The sequence below is a fragment of the Bradyrhizobium huanghuaihaiense genome, assembly GCF_025200885.1.
Lineage (GTDB): Bacteria > Pseudomonadota > Alphaproteobacteria > Rhizobiales > Xanthobacteraceae > Bradyrhizobium > Bradyrhizobium huanghuaihaiense.
Genome location: NZ_CP104172.1, coordinates 221,414 through 243,545, shown reverse-complemented (window position 1 = coordinate 243,545; position 22,132 = coordinate 221,414). Strand labels below are relative to the sequence as shown.

Annotated in this window: 19 protein-coding genes; 12 read left to right on the top strand and 7 right to left on the bottom strand. The window is 65.1% G+C overall.

All coding sequences use genetic code 11. The annotated features are described in order from the left end of the window. The first annotated feature begins 9 nt into the window (after window positions 1-9). The 6 genes from N2603_RS01120 to xth all read left to right on the top strand — a co-directional run bounded on the left by N2603_RS01120 (window position 10) and on the right by xth (window position 7,993). On the top strand, window positions 10-1,458 hold the full coding sequence (locus tag N2603_RS01120) for an ammonium transporter (protein WP_260387375.1): 1,449 nt from the start codon (window positions 10-12) through the stop codon (window positions 1,456-1,458). 219 nt (window positions 1,459-1,677) lie between these two features. Beyond that, a complete protein-coding gene (locus tag N2603_RS01115) occupies window positions 1,678-2,082 on the top strand; it encodes a GFA family protein (RefSeq protein ID WP_020608033.1) in 405 nt (134 codons plus the stop codon). A 277-nt stretch (window positions 2,083-2,359) separates the two neighbouring features. After that, the gene (locus N2603_RS01110) at window positions 2,360-3,574 is read left to right on the top strand and encodes an aminotransferase class I/II-fold pyridoxal phosphate-dependent enzyme (protein ID WP_260387374.1); all 1,215 of its coding nucleotides are present in this window, start codon (window positions 2,360-2,362) and stop codon (window positions 3,572-3,574) included. Window positions 3,575-3,583: 9 nt separating this feature from the next. After that, window positions 3,584-6,064, top strand: a complete 2,481-nt coding sequence (locus N2603_RS01105) for a DNA translocase FtsK (RefSeq protein WP_260387373.1) — start codon at window positions 3,584-3,586, stop codon at window positions 6,062-6,064. 152 nt (window positions 6,065-6,216) lie between these two features. Further along, window positions 6,217-6,972 (top strand): outer membrane lipoprotein carrier protein LolA, encoded by a 756-nt coding sequence (locus N2603_RS01100; RefSeq protein ID WP_260387372.1) that lies wholly within the window; start codon window positions 6,217-6,219, stop codon window positions 6,970-6,972. Window positions 6,973-7,177: 205 nt separating this feature from the next. After that, on the top strand, window positions 7,178-7,993 hold the full coding sequence (gene xth / locus N2603_RS01095) for an exodeoxyribonuclease III (RefSeq protein ID WP_260387371.1): 816 nt from the start codon (window positions 7,178-7,180) through the stop codon (window positions 7,991-7,993). 118 nt (window positions 7,994-8,111) lie between these two features. Here xth and N2603_RS01090 read toward each other — a convergent pair whose 3' ends face one another. Next, entirely contained in the window at window positions 8,112-8,555 is a 444-nt protein-coding gene (locus tag N2603_RS01090) for a cyclic nucleotide-binding domain-containing protein (protein WP_018646009.1), read from the bottom strand. Between the two features lie 58 nt (window positions 8,556-8,613). Then, window positions 8,614-9,300 (bottom strand): response regulator transcription factor, encoded by a 687-nt coding sequence (locus tag N2603_RS01085; protein WP_008142830.1) that lies wholly within the window; start codon window positions 9,298-9,300, stop codon window positions 8,614-8,616. Between the two features lie 202 nt (window positions 9,301-9,502). Here N2603_RS01085 and N2603_RS01080 point away from each other — a divergent pair, with 202 nt between their 5' ends. Both N2603_RS01080 and N2603_RS01075 read left to right on the top strand, forming a co-directional pair. Continuing rightward, window positions 9,503-10,072 (top strand): L,D-transpeptidase family protein, encoded by a 570-nt coding sequence (locus N2603_RS01080; protein ID WP_260387370.1) that lies wholly within the window; start codon window positions 9,503-9,505, stop codon window positions 10,070-10,072. A 6-nt stretch (window positions 10,073-10,078) separates the two neighbouring features. Next, a complete protein-coding gene (locus N2603_RS01075) occupies window positions 10,079-10,864 on the top strand; it encodes a 2-keto-4-pentenoate hydratase (RefSeq protein ID WP_260387369.1) in 786 nt (261 codons plus the stop codon). A 140-nt stretch (window positions 10,865-11,004) separates the two neighbouring features. Here the strand turns inward: N2603_RS01075 and N2603_RS01070 are convergent, their stop codons facing one another. After that, a complete protein-coding gene (locus tag N2603_RS01070; protein WP_018646012.1) occupies window positions 11,005-11,694 on the bottom strand; it encodes a YggS family pyridoxal phosphate-dependent enzyme in 690 nt (229 codons plus the stop codon). Window positions 11,695-11,803: 109 nt separating this feature from the next. Here N2603_RS01070 and N2603_RS01065 point away from each other — a divergent pair, with 109 nt between their 5' ends. Continuing rightward, the gene (locus tag N2603_RS01065) at window positions 11,804-13,507 is read left to right on the top strand and encodes a diguanylate cyclase domain-containing protein (RefSeq protein ID WP_018646013.1); all 1,704 of its coding nucleotides are present in this window, start codon (window positions 11,804-11,806) and stop codon (window positions 13,505-13,507) included. Between the two features lie 57 nt (window positions 13,508-13,564). Here the strand turns inward: N2603_RS01065 and N2603_RS01060 are convergent, their stop codons facing one another. Continuing rightward, complete coding sequence (locus N2603_RS01060; protein WP_260387368.1) at window positions 13,565-14,611, bottom strand: GGDEF domain-containing protein; 1,047 nt, start codon at window positions 14,609-14,611, stop codon at window positions 13,565-13,567. Window positions 14,612-14,805: 194 nt separating this feature from the next. On the opposite strand from N2603_RS01060, the gene leuS reads away from it, so the two are divergent. The 3 genes from leuS to holA all read left to right on the top strand — a co-directional run bounded on the left by leuS (window position 14,806) and on the right by holA (window position 19,126). Beyond that, window positions 14,806-17,430, top strand: coding sequence for a leucine--tRNA ligase (gene leuS / locus N2603_RS01055; protein ID WP_260387367.1), 2,625 nt, complete (start codon window positions 14,806-14,808; stop codon window positions 17,428-17,430). Then, entirely contained in the window at window positions 17,417-17,968 is a 552-nt protein-coding gene (gene lptE, locus N2603_RS01050; protein ID WP_260387366.1) for an LPS assembly lipoprotein LptE, read from the top strand. The genes leuS and lptE overlap by 14 nt, the downstream gene beginning before the upstream one ends. Before the next feature lie 129 nt (window positions 17,969-18,097). Beyond that, window positions 18,098-19,126 carry a DNA polymerase III subunit delta gene (gene holA / locus N2603_RS01045; protein ID WP_260424428.1) on the top strand — a complete coding sequence of 343 codons (1,029 nt, stop codon included), beginning with the start codon at window positions 18,098-18,100 and terminating at the stop codon, window positions 19,124-19,126. Window positions 19,127-19,439: 313 nt separating this feature from the next. Here holA and N2603_RS01040 read toward each other — a convergent pair whose 3' ends face one another. From N2603_RS01040 to rsmG, 3 genes are all read right to left on the bottom strand, one after another. Next, on the bottom strand, window positions 19,440-20,327 hold the full coding sequence (locus N2603_RS01040; RefSeq protein ID WP_026312464.1) for a ParB/RepB/Spo0J family partition protein: 888 nt from the start codon (window positions 20,325-20,327) through the stop codon (window positions 19,440-19,442). A gap of 145 nt (window positions 20,328-20,472) precedes the next feature. After that, the gene (locus N2603_RS01035) at window positions 20,473-21,327 is read right to left on the bottom strand and encodes a ParA family protein (RefSeq protein ID WP_018646020.1); all 855 of its coding nucleotides are present in this window, start codon (window positions 21,325-21,327) and stop codon (window positions 20,473-20,475) included. A 30-nt stretch (window positions 21,328-21,357) separates the two neighbouring features. Continuing rightward, window positions 21,358-22,131, bottom strand: a complete 774-nt coding sequence (gene rsmG, locus N2603_RS01030; protein ID WP_425248970.1) for a 16S rRNA (guanine(527)-N(7))-methyltransferase RsmG — start codon at window positions 22,129-22,131, stop codon at window positions 21,358-21,360. Window position 22,132: the final 1 nt, after the last annotated feature.

The window sequence follows — 22,132 nt, the reverse complement described above, 5'->3', positions numbered from 1 at the left end:
GTAAACAATATGACGTTCAAGCGTCCCTATGGCGCGGGATTGGCGGCTCTTGCAGTCAGCCTGTTCGCTGCGACCGCAGCCTACGCCGAGCCAACGGTCAACAAGGGAGACAACGCCTGGATGCTGACATCGACAGTGCTCGTGCTGTTGATGACCATTCCCGGCCTCGCGCTGTTCTACGGCGGCCTCGTCCGCTCCAAGAACATGCTCTCCGTTCTGATGCAGGTGTTCTACACCGTCTGCGTCGTCACCGTGATCTGGGCCGTGTACGGCTACAGCCTCGCCTTCACCGGCGGTTCCGACTTCATCGGCGGCTTCTCCAAGGCCTTCATGATGGGCGTCACCACCGACTCGAAGGCCGCGACCTTCTCGGTCGATGCCAACATCTCGGAGCTCATCTACATGTGCTTCCAGATGACCTTCGCGGCGATCACGCCCGCCCTCATCGTCGGTGCCTTCGCCGAGCGCATGAAGTTCTCGGCGATCGCTCTCTTCATCCCGCTCTGGGTCACGCTGATCTACTTCCCGATCGCGCACATGGTCTGGTACTGGCCGGGCCCGGACGCGATCCAGGACGCTGCCAAGGCTCTGGCTGCGGCGGGTGATGCGGCTGCGAAGACCGCGGCGCAGGCCAAGCTCGACGAGATCAACGCCGACGCCGGCTGGATCTTCAAGGCGGGCGCGATCGACTTCGCAGGCGGCACCGTGGTGCACATCAACGCCGGCATCGCAGGCCTCGTCGGCGCTCTCCTGATCGGCAAGCGCGTCGGTTACGGCAAGGAGCTGATGGCTCCGCACTCGCTGACCATGTCGATGATCGGCGCCTCGCTGCTCTGGGTCGGCTGGTTCGGCTTCAACGCCGGCTCCAACCTCGAAGCCAATGGCGGCGCTGCCCTCGCCATGACCAACTCCTTCGTCGCCACCGCAGCCGCCGCGCTGTCGTGGATGTTCGCGGAGTGGATCGTGAAGGGGCATCCGTCGGTGCTCGGCGTCATCTCCGGCGCTGTCGCGGGTCTCGTGGCCGTCACGCCTGCCGCCGGCTTCTCCGGTGTCATGGGTGCGATCGTCCTCGGCCTCGTGGTCGGTGTGGTCTGCCTGTTCTTCTGCACCGTCGTGAAGAACGCGATCGGCTACGATGACAGCCTCGACGTGTTCGGCGTGCACTGCATCGGCGGCATCGTCGGCGCCATCGGCACCGGCATTCTCGTCAACCCCGCCCTCGGCGGCGCCGGCATCATCGACTACACCGCGATCCCGCCGAAGGTTGCCGACTACGACTTCGCGGCGCAGATGATCTCCCAGCTCAAGGCCGTCGGCACCACGCTGGTGTGGTCGGGCGTCGGTTCGGCGATCCTCTACAAGGTCGTCGATGTGATCGTTGGCCTCCGCGCCAATGTCGAGAGCGAGCGTGAAGGCCTCGACATCACCGAGCACACCGAGCGCGCCTACAACATGTAACCTCTCCTCCCGGGCGCGGTCTCCTCGGGGACCGCGTCCACAACTACGGTTTGGGCACATACCCGGCAATGCCCCGACCGTTGAGGGGCTCCAGCGGAAGTTGGAGCCCCTTTCTTTTTGCAGATTTTCTTTTTGACCGGGTGCCGAAGAAAAAGATTGCCATTCCAGATTGCCGGCGCAGAAATACCAACCACAACGAAAATAAAACGGGAGGTCGTCATGCGTTTGGAAGGCGGATGCTATTGCGGCGAAGTGCGCTATGTCGCCGAGGGCGACCCGATGATGCAGGCCCAGTGTCACTGCCGCGAGTGCCAGTACATCTCGGGCGGCGCGCCCAACACCTTCATCGCGATGCCGGCAGCCGGCTTCTCCTACATCACCGGACAGCCCAAGCAGTTCACGCGCAAGGACCTCGAGCGCGCCGTGACGCGCGAATTCTGCGCCGAATGCGGCACGCATCTGGTGACCAAGGTGCCGGGCCTGCCCGCCGCGATCCTGAAGGTCGGCACGCTGGACGAGCCCAAGCAATTCCAGCCGCAGATGGCGATCTACACCTGCGACATGCAGGAGTTCCACGCGATCCCCGCGGGCATGAAGACATTCGAGAAGCTGCCGGGGCGTTAAGCCTAAAATGGTGCGCTATCGGGACAGTCCCTAAGCGGCGAGAACCCTCACCCGCGCCTTTGGCGCGACCTCTCCCGCAAGCGGGAGAGGGGGAGGAACCAGCCCGGCCCAGTAGCCCATGCATCCCGTTGTTATCCGGCCCCATTTTTCCCGCTCTGGACGGCGGCGGCGGCCGATGGTTAATCGCGTCTTAACCTCGCCCTATCTATGGTGAACTGAACCGCTTCCCGCCGGCGCCTTGGTGCGACCGGCTGTTCCAAGAGTACTGGCGCCCAGAATGGCTCTGACCGCTTCATCCCGTGCGCCGCAGGGCGGTAATGGCTCCGATTCCGCACGCTCGCCCTTCGTCCGGCTGAACGAGCTTTTGGCCCCGCATCAGCCTGGCAAGCCCTTGATTTCGCTTGCGGTCGGCGAGCCCCAGCATCCCGTGCCCGACTTCGTCGGCCCGGTCCTGGCCAAGCACATCGCCGATTTCGGCCGCTACCCGATGAACCAGGGCACCGAGCCGTTCCGGAACGCTGCGGGCGCCTGGCTGTCGTCGCGCTTCAACCTGCCACGGCAGCTCGACCCCAAGAGCGAGATTCTCGTCCTCAATGGCAGTCGCGAGGGGCTGTTCCTCGCCGCGATCGCAGCCGCCCGCTATGTCGGCCCGCGTCCGGGCAAGCCCGCGATCCTGATGCCGAACCCGTTCTATCCGGTCTATGGCGCAGGCGCCCTCGCGGCCGCCTGCGAGCCGATCCATCTGCCGACCACGGTCGAGAACGGCTTCCTGCCCGATCTCGACGCCATCGACGAGGCGACGCTGGCGCGCACGGTGGCGTTCTACCTGGCCTCGCCCGCCAATCCGCAGGGCTCGGTCGCCAAGCCCGACTATTTCAAGCGCTTGAAGCAGCTCGCCGATCGCTACGGCTTCGTGATCCTCAGCGACGAGTGCTATTCGGAGATCTACACCCGCGAGGCCCCGGGCAGCGCGCTGGAATGCGCCGGCCCCGATTTCACCCGCGTGGTCGCGTTCCAGTCGCTGTCGAAGCGCTCCAACCTGCCGGGCCTGCGCGTCGGCTTCGCCGCCGGCGACAAGAAGCTCATCGGCATGTTCCTCGAGCTGCGCAACATCGCAGCGCCTCAGGTGCCGGTGCCGCTCCAGCATGTCGCGACCGTCGCCTATGGCGACGAGGCGCATGTCGAGGAGAACCGCAGGCTGTACCGGATCAAGTTCGATCTCGCCGACCAGATCATCGGCAATCGTTACAGCTACCGCCGGCCCGATGGCGGCTTTTGCGTCTGGCTCAACACCTCCGAGATCGGCGACGACGTGTCGGTGACGCTCAAGCTGTTCAAGGAAGCAGGCGTGCGCGTGGTGCCCGGCAGCTTTCTGGCGCGACAGCAGCCTGACGGATTCAATCCCGGCGCAGGCTACATCCGCCTCGCGCTGGTGCAGGATGGCGAAACGACGGCGCAGGCGCTGCACCGTCTGGTCGAGACTCTGGGTTAGGCGGGGCCCGTGAGCATGTCGGCAATCGAACGTGTCATTCCACTGGTCGGCCATCTGCCACCCTCGATCCGCGAGGGGCTGGCGCGGCGCATGCGCGAGCTCAGCGGCCTCGGCCTGATCGCGCTGTCGGGCGTCGCCTCGGCGGCGCTGATGACCTGGTCGGTGCAGGATCCCAGTCTCAGCCACGCGACCTCGCGGCCGATCCGCAACATCCTCGGCTATGCCGGCGCCATCGGCGCCGACCTCGCGATGCAGATCCTCGGGCTCGGCGCGATCATGCTGGTCCTGACCGTCGCGGTCTGGGGCTGGCGGATGATGACGCATCGCCCGTTCGACCGCGAGGCGCTGCGGCTCGGCTCCTGGATTCTCTGCACCGTGATCGCAGCAGGCTTCGTCAGCTGCTGGCCGCATGGCGGCGCCTGGCCGCTGCCGACCGGGCTCGGCGGCGTGGTCGGCGATGCCCTGGTGCGCGCGCCCGCGGTGATCTTCGGACCGCCCGGCACGATCTATCGCATGATCCTCGGCACGATCCTGTTCGCCGCGATGGCCGCGACCTTCCTGATCGCCTGCGGTCTCGGCGCACGCGAGCACGACGAAGAGCTCGCCGAGATCGATGATGACGACAAGCCGCTCGACGAGGACGAGGAGAGCGATCGCGGCTCGGTGTCGCTGGGTTGGCTGTTCCATGCGCTGATGAGCACGAAAGCGCGGCTGATCTGGCTGCTTGGCGCGGCTTATCGCTCGCTGGTCTCGAGCGGACCCAAGACCAAGGCCGCCAGCTTCAGCCGCCAGGAGCCGAATCTCGGCGGTGGCCGCGCCGCGCCGTCGATCTCGCCGCAGGCCAAGGACGAAGATTACGAGGACGAGCACGAGGAAGAAGCGGAAGACGAGGAGGAGGAAGAGGAGGAGCCCGCCGCGCGCGCGCCGCGCAAGAAGGCCGCGCCGAAGGCGGCTTCCAAGAAATCCTCCGACAAGTTCGAGCTTCCATCCGTGTCCGTGCTGGCCGCGCCAAAGGCGGGCGATCGCCAACCGCTCAGCAAGGCCGAGCTGGAAGCCAATTCGCGCTCGCTCGAAGGCGTGCTGCAGGATTTCGGCGTGCGCGGCGAGATCGTGAAGGCCAATCCGGGTCCCGTGGTCACGCTGTACGAGCTGGAGCCGGCGCCCGGCATCAAATCATCGCGCGTGATCGGCCTTGCCGACGACATCGCTCGTTCGATGAGCGCGCTGTCGGCGCGCGTCGCTGTCGTGCCCGGCCGCAATGCCATCGGCATCGAACTGCCGAACGCCCATCGCGAAAAGGTCTATTTGCGCGAACTGCTGATCGCAAAGGAAGCCACCGACACGGTTGCGAAACTGCCACTCTGCCTCGGCAAGACCATCGGCGGCGACCCCGTCATCATCGACCTCGCGCGCACGCCGCACATGCTGATCGCCGGCACCACCGGCTCCGGCAAGTCGGTCGCGATCAACACCATGATCCTCAGCCTGGTCTACCGGCTGCGCCCCGATCAGTGCCGCCTGATCATGGTCGATCCGAAGATGCTCGAACTCTCCGTCTATGACGGCATTCCCCATCTGCTCACGCCCGTCGTGACCGACCCCAAGAAGGCGGTGGTCGCGCTGAAATGGGCCGTGCGCGAGATGGAAGAGCGCTACAAGAACATGGCCAAGCTCGGTGTGCGCAACATCGACGGCTACAACACGCGCCTGCTCGAACTGAAGGCCAAGGGCGAGGAGCCGACGCGCACGGTGCACACCGGCTTCGACAAGGAGACCGGCAAGGCGATCTACGAGGAAGAGAAGCTCTCGCTCGACCCGTTGCCTTACATCGTCATCATCGTCGACGAAATGGCCGACCTGATGATGGTCGCCGGCAAGGACATCGAAGGCGCGGTGCAGCGCCTGGCGCAGATGGCGCGCGCCGCCGGCCTGCACGTGATCCTGGCGACGCAGCGTCCGTCGGTCGACGTCATCACCGGCACCATCAAGGCCAACTTCCCGACCCGCATCGCCTTCCAGGTCACGTCCAAGATCGATAGCCGCACCATTCTGGGCGAGATGGGCGCCGAGCAGCTGCTCGGCCAGGGCGACATGCTCTACATGGCCGGCGGCGGCCGCATCAGCCGCGTGCACGGCCCGTTTGCTTCCGACGAGGAAGTCGAGAAGGTGGTGCGTCACCTCAAGACGCAGGGCCAGCCGGAATACCTCGAAGCGGTTACGGCCGAAGAGCCGACCGAGGACGAGGACGGCGCGGTGTTCGACGCCACCGGCATGGGCGCCGATGGCGGCGGCGACCTGTTCGCGCAGGCCGTTGCGATCGTCAAACGCGACCGCAAGGCCTCGACCAGCTACATCCAGCGCCGCCTGCAAATCGGCTATAACCGCGCCGCATCGCTGATGGAGCGCATGGAACTGGAGGGCATCGTCGGTCCCGCCAACCACGCCGGCAAGCGCGAGATTCTGGTCGAGGAAGAAGACAGCCATATGTGAGGCGGGAGGCCCCTAAACATAATTTCACGCAGAATCGATATCTGCTTTTGCCCGAAATCACGGTAAAAGGGCGCCCAGCCACACAGGACGACCCGTTGATCAGACATCCGGACATTCGATTCGCTGCCGCCATCGCCGCGCGAAGCGCGCGCATGGCCGGCGTGCTTCTCGTCACCGCCGCGATGGTGACCACCGCAACGTTCGCGCAGAACGTCCCCGTGCCGAAGCCCGCGCCGAAGGGCCGCGATGGCGGGGCGTCTGCCGGCGGGCCAGCGATCACCGGCGCGACGCAGGCGCCGCCGAATCCGATCATCCCGGATCCGCGCCGCAACGTGCCGAGCAGCATCTTCCAGACCTTCGATGCCAACCAGAAGGCGCAGGCCGCCAAGGTCAGCGCCTATCTGTCCTCGCTGCAGACGCTGGTGGGGAATTTCGTCCAGGTCGGCCCCGACGGCAGCAAGACGCAGGGCGATTTCTACATCCAGAAGCCCGGCAAGATGCGCGTCGAATATGACGCGCCGAGCCCGATCGACATCGTCGCCGATGGATCGTCGCTGGTGGTGCGCGACCGCAAGCTCGCGACGCAGGACGTCTATCCGCTGTCGCAGACGCCGCTGCGCTTCCTCTTGTCCGACCGCATCGACCTGATGAAGGACACCAACGTCATAAGTGTCACTGCCGACGATCTCTTCATCAGCGTCACCATCGAGGAGAAGCAGGCGCTGGTCGGCACCAGCCGCCTGCTGCTGATGCTCGGCGCCAAGGACGGCCAGCTCAAGCAGTGGACCGTCACCGATCCGCAAGGCTACGACACCACCTTCGCGGTCTATAATCTGGATACGAGCAAGAAGCTCGATCCCAGCATGTTCAAGATCGATTTCACGAACTACGGCCCGTCGCCGGGATAAGCGCTCCGCTGCCGTAGGGTGGGCAAAGGCGCACTTGCGCCGTGCCCACCACCTTTCCCCGTCGCGGTCGGCACGTGGGCACGCTTCGCTTTGCCCACCCTACGAGAGCACGCCCAGATCCTCACATCTCGCACCCGAAAAGACGGTGGGCACGGCGCTTTGCGCCTTTGCCCACCCTACGAGAGCTTGCTAAGACGCATTCCCCATGCGTCTTTCCCTGACAACCTGGAACATCAATTCGGTGCGGCTGCGCATCGACCTGGTCGCGAAATTCCTCAAGAGCGCGCGGCCGGAGGTGCTGTGCCTGCAGGAGACCAAGTGCATCGACGACGCCTTTCCGCTGAAGCGCTTCAAGCGGCTCGGCTATGAACACGTCGCGCTGAACGGGCAGAAGGGCTATCACGGCGTCGCCATCGTCTCGAAGATCCCGTTCGAGTCGAAGGACATCCGCACCTTCTGCGACAAGGTGGATTCGCGGCATATCTCGGTGTCGTTCGGCGAGAAGGCCGGCATCGCAAAGCCGCTGGTGCTGCATAATTTCTACGTGCCCGCGGGCGGCGACATTCCCGATCCCGCGCTGAACGAGAAATTCGATCACAAGCTCCGCTTCCTCGACGAGATGAAGGCATGCGAGCCGCTGCACCCGCGCGGTGAGGATCGCCACGTCCTGGTCGGCGATCTCAACGTCGCCCCGCACGAGAACGACGTCTGGTCGCACAAGCAGCTTCTGAAAGTGGTCTCGCACACGCCTGTCGAAACCGAGAAGCTGAAGGCCGCGCTCTCCGCCGGCGAATGGGTCGACGTCGCGCGCGAGCGCATTCCGATGTCGGAGAAGGTCTATACGTGGTGGAGCTACCGCTCCGCCGACTGGACCGTCGGCGACCGCGGCCGCCGGCTCGACCACATCTGGGTCTCGCGCGCGCTGAAGGATGCGGTCAGCGATTTCAAGATTCTGCGCGATGCGCGAAGCTGGGAGCGGCCGTCGGACCATGTGCCTGTTACGGTGACGCTGGAGGTGTGACCTCCCGTAGCCCGGACGGAGCGCAGCGCAATCCGGGACGGTCCTTCCGGCAGGCGAGATTCCCGGATTACGCTTCGCTCCATCCGGGCTACGAAACTCCATCCGGGCTACGACAAGCTCAGCTCGTCAGCTTCGCGCCCGCCATCAGGATATCGCTGGCGATCTGGCTGGAGCGCACCGCGAATTCGTCGCGCAGGCGCACGGCGGCGGCGGGATCGCTTTCGAGCACGCGCTGGAACAGGCTGCGTGCGACGCGGATGACGGAGGAATGCTCCAGCGCGATCGCGCTCGACGGCCGCTTCATCGGCACCACCAGCGCAAGCTCGCCGATCAGCGCGCCGGGACCGGCGATCATCTCGGCGCCGGCACCGTCCTCGACCCGGAAGGCGCCGCGCTGGACCACGAAGCCGGCATCGGCGTCGTCGCCGAGATTGAACAGGACGTCGCCGCGGACGAAGTCACGCTGCTCGGAACCGATCGCCAGCATGCGCAACGAGGCGTCTCCCAACAGGCGCAATGTCGGGACACGCTCGAGAAGCGCTACGTCGTCGTCGATTGACATTCAGGTCCGAGGCTCAAAGGCACGCCATCTAAAACGATTCGCGCGCCCCTGAAGCGTATCACGGCACCAGCTTGTAGCCACCGGCTTCCGTGACCAGGATCTCCGGGTTGGCGGCGTCCTTCTCGATCTTCTGGCGGAGGCGGTAGATGTGGGTTTCCAGCGTGTGGGTGGTGACGCCGGAATTGTAGCCCCAGACCTCCTGGAGCAGGGTCTCGCGCGACACCGGCATCTGGCCGGCGCGGTAGAGGAAGCGGAGGATCGCCGTTTCCTTCTCGGTGAGGCGGACCTTGCGTGCATTCGCCGCGGTCAGCATCTTCGAGCCCGGGCGGAAGGAGTAGGGGCCTACCGAGAACACCGCGTCCTCGCTGGCTTCGTGCTGGCGGAGCTGGGCGCGGATGCGGGCCAGCAGCACGGCGAAGCGGAACGGTTTTGCGACATAGTCGTTGGCGCCGGATTCCAGGCCCAAAATCGTATCGGAGTCGGTGTCGTGCCCGGTCAGCATGATGATCGGTGCCTTGAAGCCGCCCTTGCGCAGCGATCGGACAACTTCGCGGCCATCGGTGTCGGGCAGACCGACATCCATCAGAACGAGATCGGGGGAATTGGCCTTTGCGGCGCTCGCGCCCTTGGCGCCGGTATCGACGGCGGAGGCTTCGAATTCTTCGTGCAGCGATAATTGCTCCACCAACGTATCGCGCAGATCGGTATCGTCATCCACGATCAGGATCTTGCGGGCATTGGCCATGGGGTATCATCCTTTTGGGGGCCGGCTCGGCGCGCATGCATGCTGCACCCAGTCGGGAGGGAAGTTTAGGGGTCGCCGTTATTATTGTTGTTCGTGTTGAAGTAGTGGGCTGTTACCGATTCTCAAGGCAGAACCACTCTAACCCAGAATAGCAGGGCGCCTTGATGAATGTCCTGTAATGAATTCGACATTGCACGTTCACATGAAAAACAACGCTGCTTCAGTGACTTACACCAGAGATCGAAGCTCCGGACCGCTGTCGGCGATCCGCGTTAAGCCTGCTGCCGGCAATCCGCGCCGGGGCTGGCTGACGGCCGGACCGCTGACCATTCCGGTGGCGCTGGGGCGGGGCGGCATTCTCGCCAACAAGCGCGAGGGCGACGGCGGTACTCCGCGGGGTAGCTTCCGCCCCAAACGCCTGTGGTGGCGCGGCGACCGGCACAGCCGCCCGCAGACATTCCTGCCGGCGCGGATCATCACCGGCGAGGACGCCTGGTGCGAGGATCCCAACGATCGTCATTACAATCAGGGCATCCGGCTGGGCGAGGGGCAGGGCGGCGACCGGCTCAAGCGGGCCGATCACCTTTATGACTTCATCATCGAGATCGACCACAACACGAGGCCACGCATCGCCGGCCGCGGCAGCGCCGTGTTCCTGCACCTGGCCCGCGACAACTTTGGCCCGACCGCAGGCTGCGTCTCGATGACCAAGGCGGCGATGCTGCAATTGCTGCGGCGGCTGGGACCAAGGACACGAATCATCATCGGGTGAGGGCACATGCTCGACAAGGATCAGATCGCCGCCGCATCGCGCGTCCTCTTTGAGCATTGGCGCGACGGCACCAAGCTCGACGCGCTGGAGACACGCTTGCAGCCGCAGAGCCGCACGGAGGGCTATGCGGTTCAGGCCGGACTAGAAACGCTGTCGCGTGGAAAATTATTCGGCTGGAAGATCGCGGCCACGAGCGTATCCGGACAGAAGCACATCAATGTCACGGGACCGCTGGCCGGGCGCATCATGAGCGACACCGTGATCGCCGATGGCGGCACCGCGTCGATGAAGGGCAACGCGATGCGCGTCGGCGAGCCGGAATTTGCCTTCCGCATGGGGCGCGATCTGCCGCCGCGCGCGCAGCCGTATGCGGTCGACGAGGTTCTGGCCGCCGTCGGCAGCTTCCATCCCGCGATCGAGATTCCGGATTCGCGCTTTGTCGATTTCGCCAGCGCGGGCGAAGCACAGCTCATCGCCGACAATGCCTGCGCACATCTGTTCGTGCTGGGCGCAGCGACGTCTGCGGATTGGCGCGCGATGGATCTCGTCGAGGAACGGCCGCAGATCACGCTGCGCGGCGAACGCTATATCGGCCACGGCAGGAACGTGCTCGGCGATCCCCGCGCAGCGCTCGCCTGGCTCGCCAACGAGCTGCGCGGGCTCGGCCTTACCTTGCGGGCAGGGGAGGTGGTGACGACAGGCACGTGCCATCCGCCGCTGCCGATCCAGGCCGGTGATCATTTCGCGGTGGATTTTGGCGTGCTCGGGAAGGTGTCGGTGGGGTTTGTGTAGTGTTCTCCCCGTCGTCATTGCGAGGAGCCCTTGCGACGAAGCAATCCAGAATCCTTCCGCGGAAAGATTCTGGATTGCTTCGCTGCGCTCGCAATGACGTATTCGAGAGCGGTCGCCAGGCACGCCCTCGCTAACGGCTCCTACCTGTGCCCGAAGATCGCGCTGCCCACGCGCACATGGGTGGCGCCCAGCATGATCGCGGTCGCGAAATCGGCGCTCATGCCCATCGACAGATTCTTCAAGCCGTTGCGCTCCGCGATCTTGGCCGTCAGCGCGAAATGCGCGGCCGGCGGCTCATCGACCGGCGGGATGCACATCAGTCCGGAGATCGTCAGCCCATAGGTGTCGCGGCAGCTTGCGAGGAAGGCATCGGCCTCGCCGGGCGCGATGCCGGCCTTTTGCGGCTCCTCGCCGGTATTGATCTGGACGAAGAGGTCGGGGCGCTTTTTCTGGGATTCGATTTCCTTGGCTAACGCCTGGCAAATGCTCGGACGGTCCACCGAATGGATGGCGTCGAACAGCGCGACCGCCTCTTTCGCCTTGTTGGACTGCAGCGGCCCGATCAGGTGCAGGGCGATATCGGGGTAAACAGACGTTAACGCCGGCCACTTGCCTTTGGCCTCCTGCACCCGATTCTCGCCGAATACGCGTTGTCCGGCGGCGATAACCGGCGTAATTGCACCGGCGTCGAAAGTCTTGGACACCGCGATCAGCGTAACGGAGCTGCGATCACGCCGCGCATCCTTGCAGGCGCGTGCAATTTCGGCTTCGACCGAAGCGAGTGCGTTTGGTGAATCGCCGGTTATCGGCGCTGCGCTTTTTTCTGTCATGACGTTGGATTGGCCGTGATCGTACGGGAGGTAAGTCCAATTTTACCGAGTTCAAGAAAGAGTTTTTGAACCCTTCGCTTTACCTTAGCCCGCGGGGTGGGCAGCGAAGATGGCAAACGTCAGTTTCAACCGCAAACGAGCGAAACTCAAGCAGGTTCTCGGAATCCGGGCCCGGCTTGCGTTGCTTGCCGTCATTCTGGTTGCGCCCTTGATGCTCGAGCGCATTCGTTCGCTCGAGGATGCGCGCACGCGGCAGATCGCGCAGGCTGCGGCCGAATTCACCACCGTCGCACGGCACAGCGCCGATGCGCAGCGCGAGGTGATCTCGTCGGTCGAGACCATCCTGAAATCGGAAGCCTTCATCCGTGCCTCCGCCGGCGGCATCAGCAAGAGCTGCGACGTGCTGCGCGCGAGCCTGCCCTCGAACCTTCCCTGGATCCGCACATTGCTGATCGCCGGCCAGGACGGACGCATCCAGTGCGCCACCAACAACATGTATGTCGGCCTCGATCTCAGTGACCGGCCGTACTTCCAGCAGGCGCAGGAAACCGGCCGTTTCGTGCTGAGCGATTTCATCCTGTCGCGGCCGGTGCCGTCCCCGACCGTCATGGCCGTCTATCCGGTGTCGGCGTTCAGCGGCGTCGCCGATGCCGTCGTGCTGGCCACCGTCAACCTCGACTGGATGTCGAAGGTCATGAACAATCTCGGCGGCCGCGCCGGCATCACCGCCGTGCTGGTCGACAGCGCCGGAACCGTACTGGCCGCCCCCGCCGACCAGCACAGTACGGTCGGCCGTCCCCTCGACAACATGCCGCTGATGTCCGCGATCGCCGACAGGGCGCTGCGGTCGGACCAGGACGAAGGCTCGCTGTCCTTCCTCGCCGCCGACGGCTCCCGCCGCGCGGTCAGCTACATCCGCATCGCCGGCACCAATGCCCGCCTGATCGCCAGCATCGACGAGGACAAGGTGTCCGCGGCGGTGAACCGCGACATCCGCACCGCCTATCTCCAGCTCGCTTTCGTCGTCGTCTTCGTCCTGCTCGGTGCACTCATCGCCGCCGAGAAGCTCGTGATCAAGCCGATCGAGATGCTCGCCGACATGGCCAAGCGTCTCGGCGAGGGCGATCTCTCGGCGCGCGCGGCGCGCAACCGCCTGCCGGCCGAGTTCGTGCCGCTGGCCCGCGCGTTCAACGCGATGGCCGCGCAACTCAGTCAGCGCGAGCGCGAGCTGATCGCGAGCAACGACCGGTTGACCGTGATGGCCTCGATCGACATGCTGTCGGGCCTCGCCAACCGCCGCGGCTTCCAGAGCCGGCTCGATTTCGAATGGATGCGCGCGCAGCAATATGGCAGCGATCTCGCGCTGCTGATGATCGACGTCGACCATTTCAAGCTGTTCAACGACACCTACGGCCATCTCGAAGGCGATTCCTGCCTGACGCGGCTCGGCGAGTCGCTCTCCGGTATCGCCGCCGACACGATGGGCTTTGCCGCGCGCTATGGCGGCGAGGAATTCTGCCTGCTGTTGCCGAACACCGACGTGAACCGCGCCGTCGAGATCGGCGAGCAGGTGCGTGCGGCCGTGCTGAAGCTGTGCCTGCCGCACATCACCTCCGCCCATATGATCGTCACGGTCTCGATCGGCGTTGCCGCGACGAGGCCCAACGAGGCCTTGCGCCCCGGCGATCTCATCGAAGCCGCCGACGCCGCGCTCTACGCCGCCAAGCATCGCGGCCGCAACAACGTCATGGAGCATGGCATCCAGGTGATCGAGACCGGCGCGGCCGACATGATGATGGCGGCGAGCGCCTAGATTCTTGTTTTGACGCGTTTTCTTTACGCGAACCGGTGCCCACTTCGCTCGAAAACGCTAGCCTGCAGCCCCCGCGCGATCGAGCTCGATCTCCGTTACCACGCGATTGCGGCCGCCGCCCTTGGCGAGGTAGAGCGCGCGATCGCAGCGCTCGATGAGATCGGCGATGGCTTCACCGGAACGATACTGCGCCACACCAATCGAGACGCTGATAGAGGGCAAGGTCTCGCCGGTCGAGCGACGGGTGATGGTGCATTCGGCGATCGCGCGCCTGATGTGCTCGGCGATCCCGGCGCAGGTGGCAAGATCGGCGTCCGGCAGCACAGCGATCAGCTCCTCGCCGCCGTAGCGGGCCGGCAGATCCTGCGCGCGCACCTTCTCGCGCAGCACCCTGGCCATCAGCCGCAGCACCTGGTCGCCAACGCCATGGCCGAAATCGTCGTTGAAGGTCTTGAAGTGATCGATGTCGAGCAAGAGCACGCTGAGCGGCTCGCCCCAGTCCGCCGTGACTTGCGCCTTGCGCAGGAATTCGTCCAGCGCCCGCCGGTTGGCAAGGCCCGTCAGCGTCTCGGTCCGCGCGCGCTCCTCGGACTTGGAGAGCGAGGCGCGGATCACGTCGAGCTCGCGGGCCTTTTCGACGAAGCCCGCTTCCAGGCGCGTCGCCCGCGTGGCCGCGCGGGCGAGCTCATTCATGAGCTGGGCAACCAGCGCCTTCGGATCGAGGCCGGACTGGCCCTGGTCGGCGACCTCGCTGATCGCCTGCATCTGCGAATGGTTGTCGGCGATCGCGGTCGCCAGAAACTCCTTCGCCGCTCCCATCAGGGCGTTCAGCCGCTCGGACGTGTCGACGACGGCCGCACTCAGCTGTGGCGCGACATAGGTCTCGAACAGGTTCTGATTGGTCCGGGCGTCGAACGGACGATTGTGGTCGATCAGGAGATCGATGGCGTTGCGCAAATCGTCGTGGCTGCCTGCGAAATACTGGTACCAGACCGCAAAATTGGTCGAGGTCGGCGCGATCCGCTGCTCGGCCATGCTCCGCATCGCCCGCCCGGCGATGGACGCGGCATAATCGTAGTCGGGATCGTCGAAGCTGGCGTCCATTGCGCGTATTTTGGGGTCCCTGGCCAGCCGCAACCTCGCATCGACCTCTTAATCACACCCCAACGGCAGCCTCGGTAGTTATGCGGAGCAGCGCCCCAGGTTCCGGGGTGAGGCAACCCATTGACCCCCCGAGGGCTTCTATGGCCTAGTCCGCCGTCTTTAGACGGCCGAACCCAAGAAAAACCAACGATTCCATGACCTCCGAACGCTATAACGCCCGCGATTCCGAACCGCGCTGGCAGGCTGCCTGGGACCAGCAGGCGATCTTCGTCTCGAAGAACGACGATCCGCGGCCGAAATACTATGTGCTCGAGATGTTCCCCTACCCGTCCGGGCGCATCCATATCGGCCATGTCCGGAATTATACGCTGGGCGACGTGCTGGCCCGCTTCATGCGCGCCAAAGGGCTCAACGTGCTGCACCCGATGGGCTGGGACGCCTTCGGCCTGCCGGCCGAGAACGCCGCCATCGAGCGCAAGGTCGCGCCCAAGGCCTGGACCTACGACAACATCGCCGCGATGAAGAAGCAGCTCCGCTCGATCGGGCTGTCGCTGGACTGGAGCCGCGAATTCGCGACCTGCGATCCCAGCTACTACAAGCATCAGCAGAAGATGTTCCTGGACATGCTCGCCGCCGGCCTCGCCGAGCGCGAGAAGCGGAAGCTGAACTGGGATCCGGTCGACATGACCGTGCTCGCCAACGAGCAGGTGATCGACGGCCGCGGCTGGCGCTCCGGTGCGATCGTCGAGCAGCGCGAGATGAGCCAGTGGGTCTTCAAGATCACGAAGTACTCGCAGGAGCTGCTGTCGGCGCTGGATGGGCTGGACCGCTGGCCCGACAAGGTGCGGCTGATGCAGCGCAACTGGATCGGCCGCTCGGAGGGCCTCCTGATCCGCTTCGCGCTGGATGCGGCGACGACGCCCGCCGGCGAAAGCGAACTGAAGATCTTCACGACGCGCCCGGACACGCTGTTCGGCGCGAAGTTCATGGCGATCTCGGCGGATCATCCGCTGGCACAGGCCGCCGCCGCGAAGAACCCTGAGCTTGCGGAGTTCATCGCCGACATCAAGAAGATCGGCACGGCGCAGTCGCTCATCGACACCGCGGAGAAGCAGGGTTTCGACACCGGCATCCGCGCGGTGCATCCTTTCGACCCGAGCTGGAAGCTGCCGGTCTATGTCGCCAACTTCGTGCTGATGGAATACGGCACCGGCGCGATCTTCGGCTGCCCCGCGCACGACCAGCGCGACCTCGACTTCGTCAACAAATACGGCCTCGGCAATACGCCGGTCGTTTGTCCCGAGGGCCAGGATCCGAAATCGTTCGTCATCACCGACACCGCCTATGACGGTGACGGCCGCATGATCAATTCGCGCTTCCTCGACGGCATGACCATCGATCAGGCCAAGGAAGAGGTGGCGAAGCGTCTCGAGAGCGAGCTGCGCGGCAATGCGCCGGTCGCCGAGCGCCAGGTCAATTTCCGCCTGCGCGACTGGGGCATTTCGCGCCAGCGCTATTGGGGCTGCCCGATCCCGGTGATCCATTGCCCGAAATGCGATGTCGTGCCGGTGCCGGATGCGGACCTGCCGGTGGTGCTGCCGGAGGATGTGAGCTTCGACAAGCCGGGCAACGCGCTCGACCATCACCCGACGTGGAAGCACGTCACCTGCCCGAAATGCGGCGGCAGCGCTAGCCGCGAAACCGACACCATGGACACCTTCGTGGATTCGTCCTGGTACTTCGCGCGCTTCACCGATCCCTGGAACGAGACTTCGCCGACGACGCCTGCCGTGGCCAACCGGATGCTGCCGGTCGACCAGTATATCGGCGGCGTCGAGCACGCGATCCTGCATCTGCTCTACAGCCGCTTCTTCACCCGCGCGATGAAGGCGACCGGGCACGTGGCGCTGGACGAGCCGTTCGCCGGCCTGTTCACACAGGGCATGGTGGTGCACGAGACCTACCAGAAGGCCGACGGCACCTATGTGCAGCCGGCCGAGGTGAAGATCGAAGTCGGCGGCAACGGCCGCCGCGCGACGCTGCTGTCGTCAGGCGAAGACATCCAGATCGGCCCGATCGAGAAGATGTCGAAGTCGAAGAAGAACACGGTCGACCCCGACGACATCATCGAGACCTACGGCGCCGACGTCGCCCGCTGGTTCATGCTGTCGGACTCTCCGCCCGACCGCGACGTGATCTGGAGCGAGGAGCGCGTCCAGGGCGCCTCGCGCTTCGTGCAGCGGCTGTGGCGGCTGGTGAACGACTCCGTGGAGTTCGGCAAGGCCGCGCCGGCGGCGCGGCCGGCCTCGTTCGGCCCGGATGCGACCGCCCTGCGCAAGGCCGCCCATGGCACGCTGGACAAGGTCACCACCGGGATCGAGCGGCTGCACTTCAACGTCTGCCTCGCCCATATCCGCGAATTCACCAATGCGTTCTCGGAGGTGCTCCAGCGTCCCGGCCGGCCGGCGGACGACCTAGCCTGGGCGATCCGCGAGGCCGGCCAGATCCTGGTCCAGCTGTTCTCTCCGATGATGCCGCATCTGGCCGAGGAATGCTGGCAGGCTCTGGGCCAGAAGGGGCTGGTTTCGGAGGCCAATTGGCCCCAAATCGAACGCGATTTGCTGGTTGAAGACAGCGTGACCCTGGTGGTCCAGGTCAACGGCAAGAAGCGGGGTGAGGTCACAGTTGCAACAGCGGCTCAGAATCCGGAAATCGAGGCTGCCGTTTTGGCCCTCGATGCGGTAAAGCTGGCCCTGGACGGCAAGCCCGTCCGCAAGGTGATCATCGTCCCCAAGAGGATCGTGAATGTTGTCGGCTAGGATCCGCATCGCAGCCCGCCTGCTGGCAGTCGCCGCACTGGCGGCGCTGACGGCTGGCTGCTTCCAGCCGATGTATGCCGACCGCGGCGACGGCACCCCCGGCCTGCGCGAGAAGCTGATGGGGGTCGAGCTGCCGCCCATCAGCAAGCCCAACGCGTCCCGCGAGGCCCGTGTCGGCGTCGAGGTCCGCAATGCCCTGGCCTTCAAGCTCTACGGCAGCGCCACGGGCATGCCGCCGACGCACCGCCTGGACATCCGCTTCAACTCCAGCCGCTCCTCCCTGATCGTCGATCCCAACACGGGTCTGCCGAGCAGCGAGAATTTCGGCATCGACTGCCAGTACAATCTGATTGAGATCGCCAGCGGCAAGTCGGTCATGACCGGCACCACGTTCTCGCGCGTGTCCTACGACATGCCCGGGTCCTACCAGCGCTTCTCGCGCAATCGCGCCGTTCGCGATGCCGAGGATCGTGCCGCCAACGAGATCGCGGAGAACATCAATACCCGGCTCGCCGCGTTCTTCACCGCGGGCACGTAGTTCATTCCCGTCATTCCGGGGCGCCCGCAGGGCGAACCCGGAATCCAGAGATTGTTGATCGAGATTCTCAGGTGCGCAATTGCGCACCGTAGTTCGCGCTTCGCGCGCCCCGGAATGACAGTTGGGCCAATGGTCGCGCTGCGCGGAAAAGAAATCGACGCCTTCCTCGCCCGCCCCGATGCGGGCCGTCCGATCATCCTGCTCTACGGCCCTGATGCCGGCCTCGTGCGCGAACGCGCCGACGCGCTGATCGCCTCGGCGGTCGACGATCCCAAAGATCCTTTCTCGCTGGTGAAGCTCGACGGCGACGAGCTCTCCGCCGAGCCGTCGCGGCTCGTCGACGAAGCCATGACCGTGCCGTTGTTCGGCGGCCGGCGCGCCATCCGCATCCGCGCCGGCTCGCGCAGCTTTGCCGGCGGCATCGATACGCTGGCCGAGATGAGCGTGAAGGATTGCCGCATCGTGATCGAGGCCGGCGAGCTGCGCCCGGAATCGCCGCTGCGAAAAGCCTGCGAGAAGGCCAGGACGGCGGTCGCGATCGGCTGCTATCCCGACACCGAGCGCGACCTCGCCAAGCTGATGGAGGACGAGCTCCGCATCGCGAATTTGCGCATCGCGCAGGATGCCCGCGCGGCGCTGATGTCCTTCCTTGGCGGCGACCGCCAGGCCTCGCGCAACGAGCTGCGCAAGCTCACGCTCTACGCCCATGGCAAAGACGAGATCACGCTGGACGACGTGATGTCCGTGGTCGCCGACGCCTCCGAGCTGAAGCTCGATCCGATCGTGGACGGCGCCTTCGCCGGCCGGCCCGACATCGTCGAGACCGAATTTGCAAAAGCCATGATCGCCGGCACTTATCCCGGCGTGATCATCTCCGCCGCACAGCGCCAGGCCGCATGGCTGCACAAGTCCGCACTTGCGATCGCCGACGGCCAGCCGGCCTCCGCCGTGCTCGACGGCGGCTTTCCGCGCTTACACTTTTCACGAAAGCCGATGGTCGAAACCGCGCTGCGCAATTTCAGCGTGGCGCGCCTCGCCGCCATCATCGAACAGCTCGCGACCGCCGCGCTCGACACCCGCAAGCAATCGACGCTCGCCGCCGCCATCGCCCAGCGCACGCTGATGGCGATCGCCGCGAATGCGAAGCGGCGGGGGTAGACTTCCACTCTCTCCACGTCGGGCGTAACTCTCTCCACTCGTCATTGCGAGCGCAGCGAAGCAATCCAGCATCCCTCCGCGGGAAGATTTTGGATTGCTTCGCTGCGCTCGCAATGACGATGTGGAAACAGGCGCGCCCACAATGACAGCGAAGCGCCAAATCCGTCATCCTGAGGTGCGAGCCGCGCGGCGCAAGGCGGCGCGCGGGGAGCCTCGAAGGATGAACGGCCGAGATGCAGCCGGGCCGTCGCCCTTCGAGGCCCGCTGAAGAAGCGGCCACCTCAGGGTGACGGTGATAGAGAGACAGTGCGACCTACAGCGCGCCCTTGGCGAGCCGCTTCATCACCTCGTCGAGCTGATCGAGGTTGCGGTAGTTGATCTGCACGGAGCCGCCGGGGTCGCGGTGATTGACGGTGACCTTGAGGCCGAGCGCGTCGCTGACGCGCTTCTCGAGATCGATCGTGTCGGGATCCTTTTCCTTGCCCCCGGTCGAGCGCGCCTTCTGCGGCTTGCGCTCCGGTACGCCCTCTTCATGCGCGAGCGCCTCGGCCTGGCGGACGTTGAGGCCTTCCTCGACGATGCGCTTGGCGGCGGCGAGCGGATCGGGCACGCCGATCAACGCGCGGGCGTGACCCGCCGTCAATTCACCGGTCGCGATGAAGGCCTGCACCTCGGCCGGCAGCTTGGTCAGCCGCATCATGTTGGCAACGTGGCTGCGGCTCTTGCCCACGACCTTTGCGATGTCGTCCTGGCTGCGTTTGAACTCGTTGGCGAGCGCATGATAGCCCTGCGCCTCTTCCATCGGGTTGAGATCTTCGCGCTGCACGTTCTCGACGATCGCGAACTCCAGCGCATCGCTGTCGCTGATGTCGACCGGGACGATCGGCACCTCGTGCAGGCCGGCCATTTGCGAGGCACGCCAGCGCCGCTCGCCGGCGATGATCTCAAAGCGGTCCTGCGCGCCCTTCACCGGACGCACCACGATCGGCTGGATCACGCCGTGCTGCTTGATGGACTCGCTGAGCTCCTTGAGCTCGGTGTCCGAAAACGTGCGGCGCGGATTGCGCGGATTGGCCTTGATGAATTCGATCGGCACCTTGCGCTGCGCGCGCGGACGATCGACATGCTGAGCCTCGCCGCCGACGTCACCGATCAGACTTGCAAGACCCCGGCCCAGTCGCGAACGCGCTTCGTCGGCCATCGCCAGCTCCCTTGGATTCACGGTGCAGCACTCCAGAACTGAATTTCAAATCGTAGGGTGGGCAAAGCGAAGCGTGCCCACCAGTTGTTTATGTGCGGGAGATGGTGGGCACGGCGAAGACGCCTTTGCCCACCCTACGGCACCGCTAATGCGTCGTGCGCAGCTCGCGCTCGCGCTGAATCACTTCGGTGGCGAGCCGCAGGTACGCTTCGCTGCCGACGCATTTGAGATCGTAGACCAGCACGGGCTTGCCGTAGGACGGCGCTTCCGAGATGCGCACGTTGCGCGGGATCATGGTCTTGTAGACCTTCTCACCCATGAACTGGCGCACGTCGGCGACGACCTGGTTGGAGAGGTTGTTGCGCGAGTCGAACATGGTCAGCACGATGCCGTGGATCGACAGGTTCGGATTGAGCGTCGAACGCACCTGCTCCACCGTCTGCAGCAATTGCGACAGACCTTCGAGCGCGAAGAACTCGCACTGCAGCGGCACCAGGATCGCGTCCGACGCAGCCATCGCGTTGACCGTGAGAAGGTTGAGCGAGGGCGGGCAGTCGATCAGCACGTAGGTGTAGTCGGCATCCGGCGAGACGTTGTTGTTGAGCGCGCCGATCGCGTCGCGCAGCTTGAAGGCGCGGCCGGGCGTGGTGCCGAGCTCGAGCTCGAGGCCGGAGAGATCCATGGTCGAGGGTGCGATGTGCAGCCGCGGCACCGCGGTCGAGACCACCGCCTCGCGCAGAGGCGCTTCACCGATCAGCACGTCGTAGGTCGAGCAGGAGCGGTTGCGGCGATCGATGCCGAGGCCGGTCGAAGCGTTGCCCTGCGGATCGAGATCGACGATCAAGACGCGCTCGCCGATCGCAGCGAGCGCCGTGCCGAGGTTAATCGCTGTGGTTGTTTTTCCCACGCCGCCCTTTTGATTCGCCAGCGCGAGGATGCGCGGGTGACCGTGCGGGACCTCTGCGGTCTGTTCTTGCTGCGGCTCGTCAATCACGCTCATCGAAATTTCCCCACTCCACCCCTGAACGTCTCACCCTCGCCGTTCGGCGGCATTCAGCTCCACGATCCAACCATCACCGGTGCGGCTTTGGTGGAGCTGAGGCTGAATATTCCAATATTTAGCGGCTTCGGTCAATTCAGCCTCTACATCTTGACCCTTAGGAAATAGCGCCTTTGCGCCCTGGCGCATCAGCGGCTCCGCAAAGCCGATGAGTTGATGTAGCGGAGCCAGCGCACGCGCGGTGACGCAATCGACGGGGCCGGTGATTCTATCCACATTATCCCCGATCTCAGCGAGATGTACGACTCCCGGAGATGAGGTGACGCGGACAGCTTCGCGCAGGAACGCCGCCTTCTTGGCGATTCGCTCGACGAGGTGGACGCTGCCGCCCGGGGTCTCCGCCATGGCGCAGGCGAGCACGACGCCGGGAAAGCCGCCGCCGCTGCCGAGGTCGGCCCAGCGCTTTGCGGTCGGCGCGAGATCGACGAGCTGGAGCGAATCGGCGATGTGCCGGGTCCAGAGGTTTGGCAGGGTGGACGGCGCGACGAGATTGGTCTTGGCCTGCCACTCCCGCAGCAGCGCGATGTAGCGGTCGAGCCGCGTCTCTGTTTCATGTGAAACGGGCGCGAGCTTGAGCGCTGCGATCTTGTCCGCGGCGATGATGGCATCGAGCGACCGATCGTTGGCGCTGGCCTTGTCGATCCTCGGTTTGGCCGTCGCCGGTTCGGATCGACGATCCGCGCCCTCACCCGCTCCGGGTCGTCGCGATAGCGGTCTGTCCCCGCCCGGTCCGCGCTGTTTCACG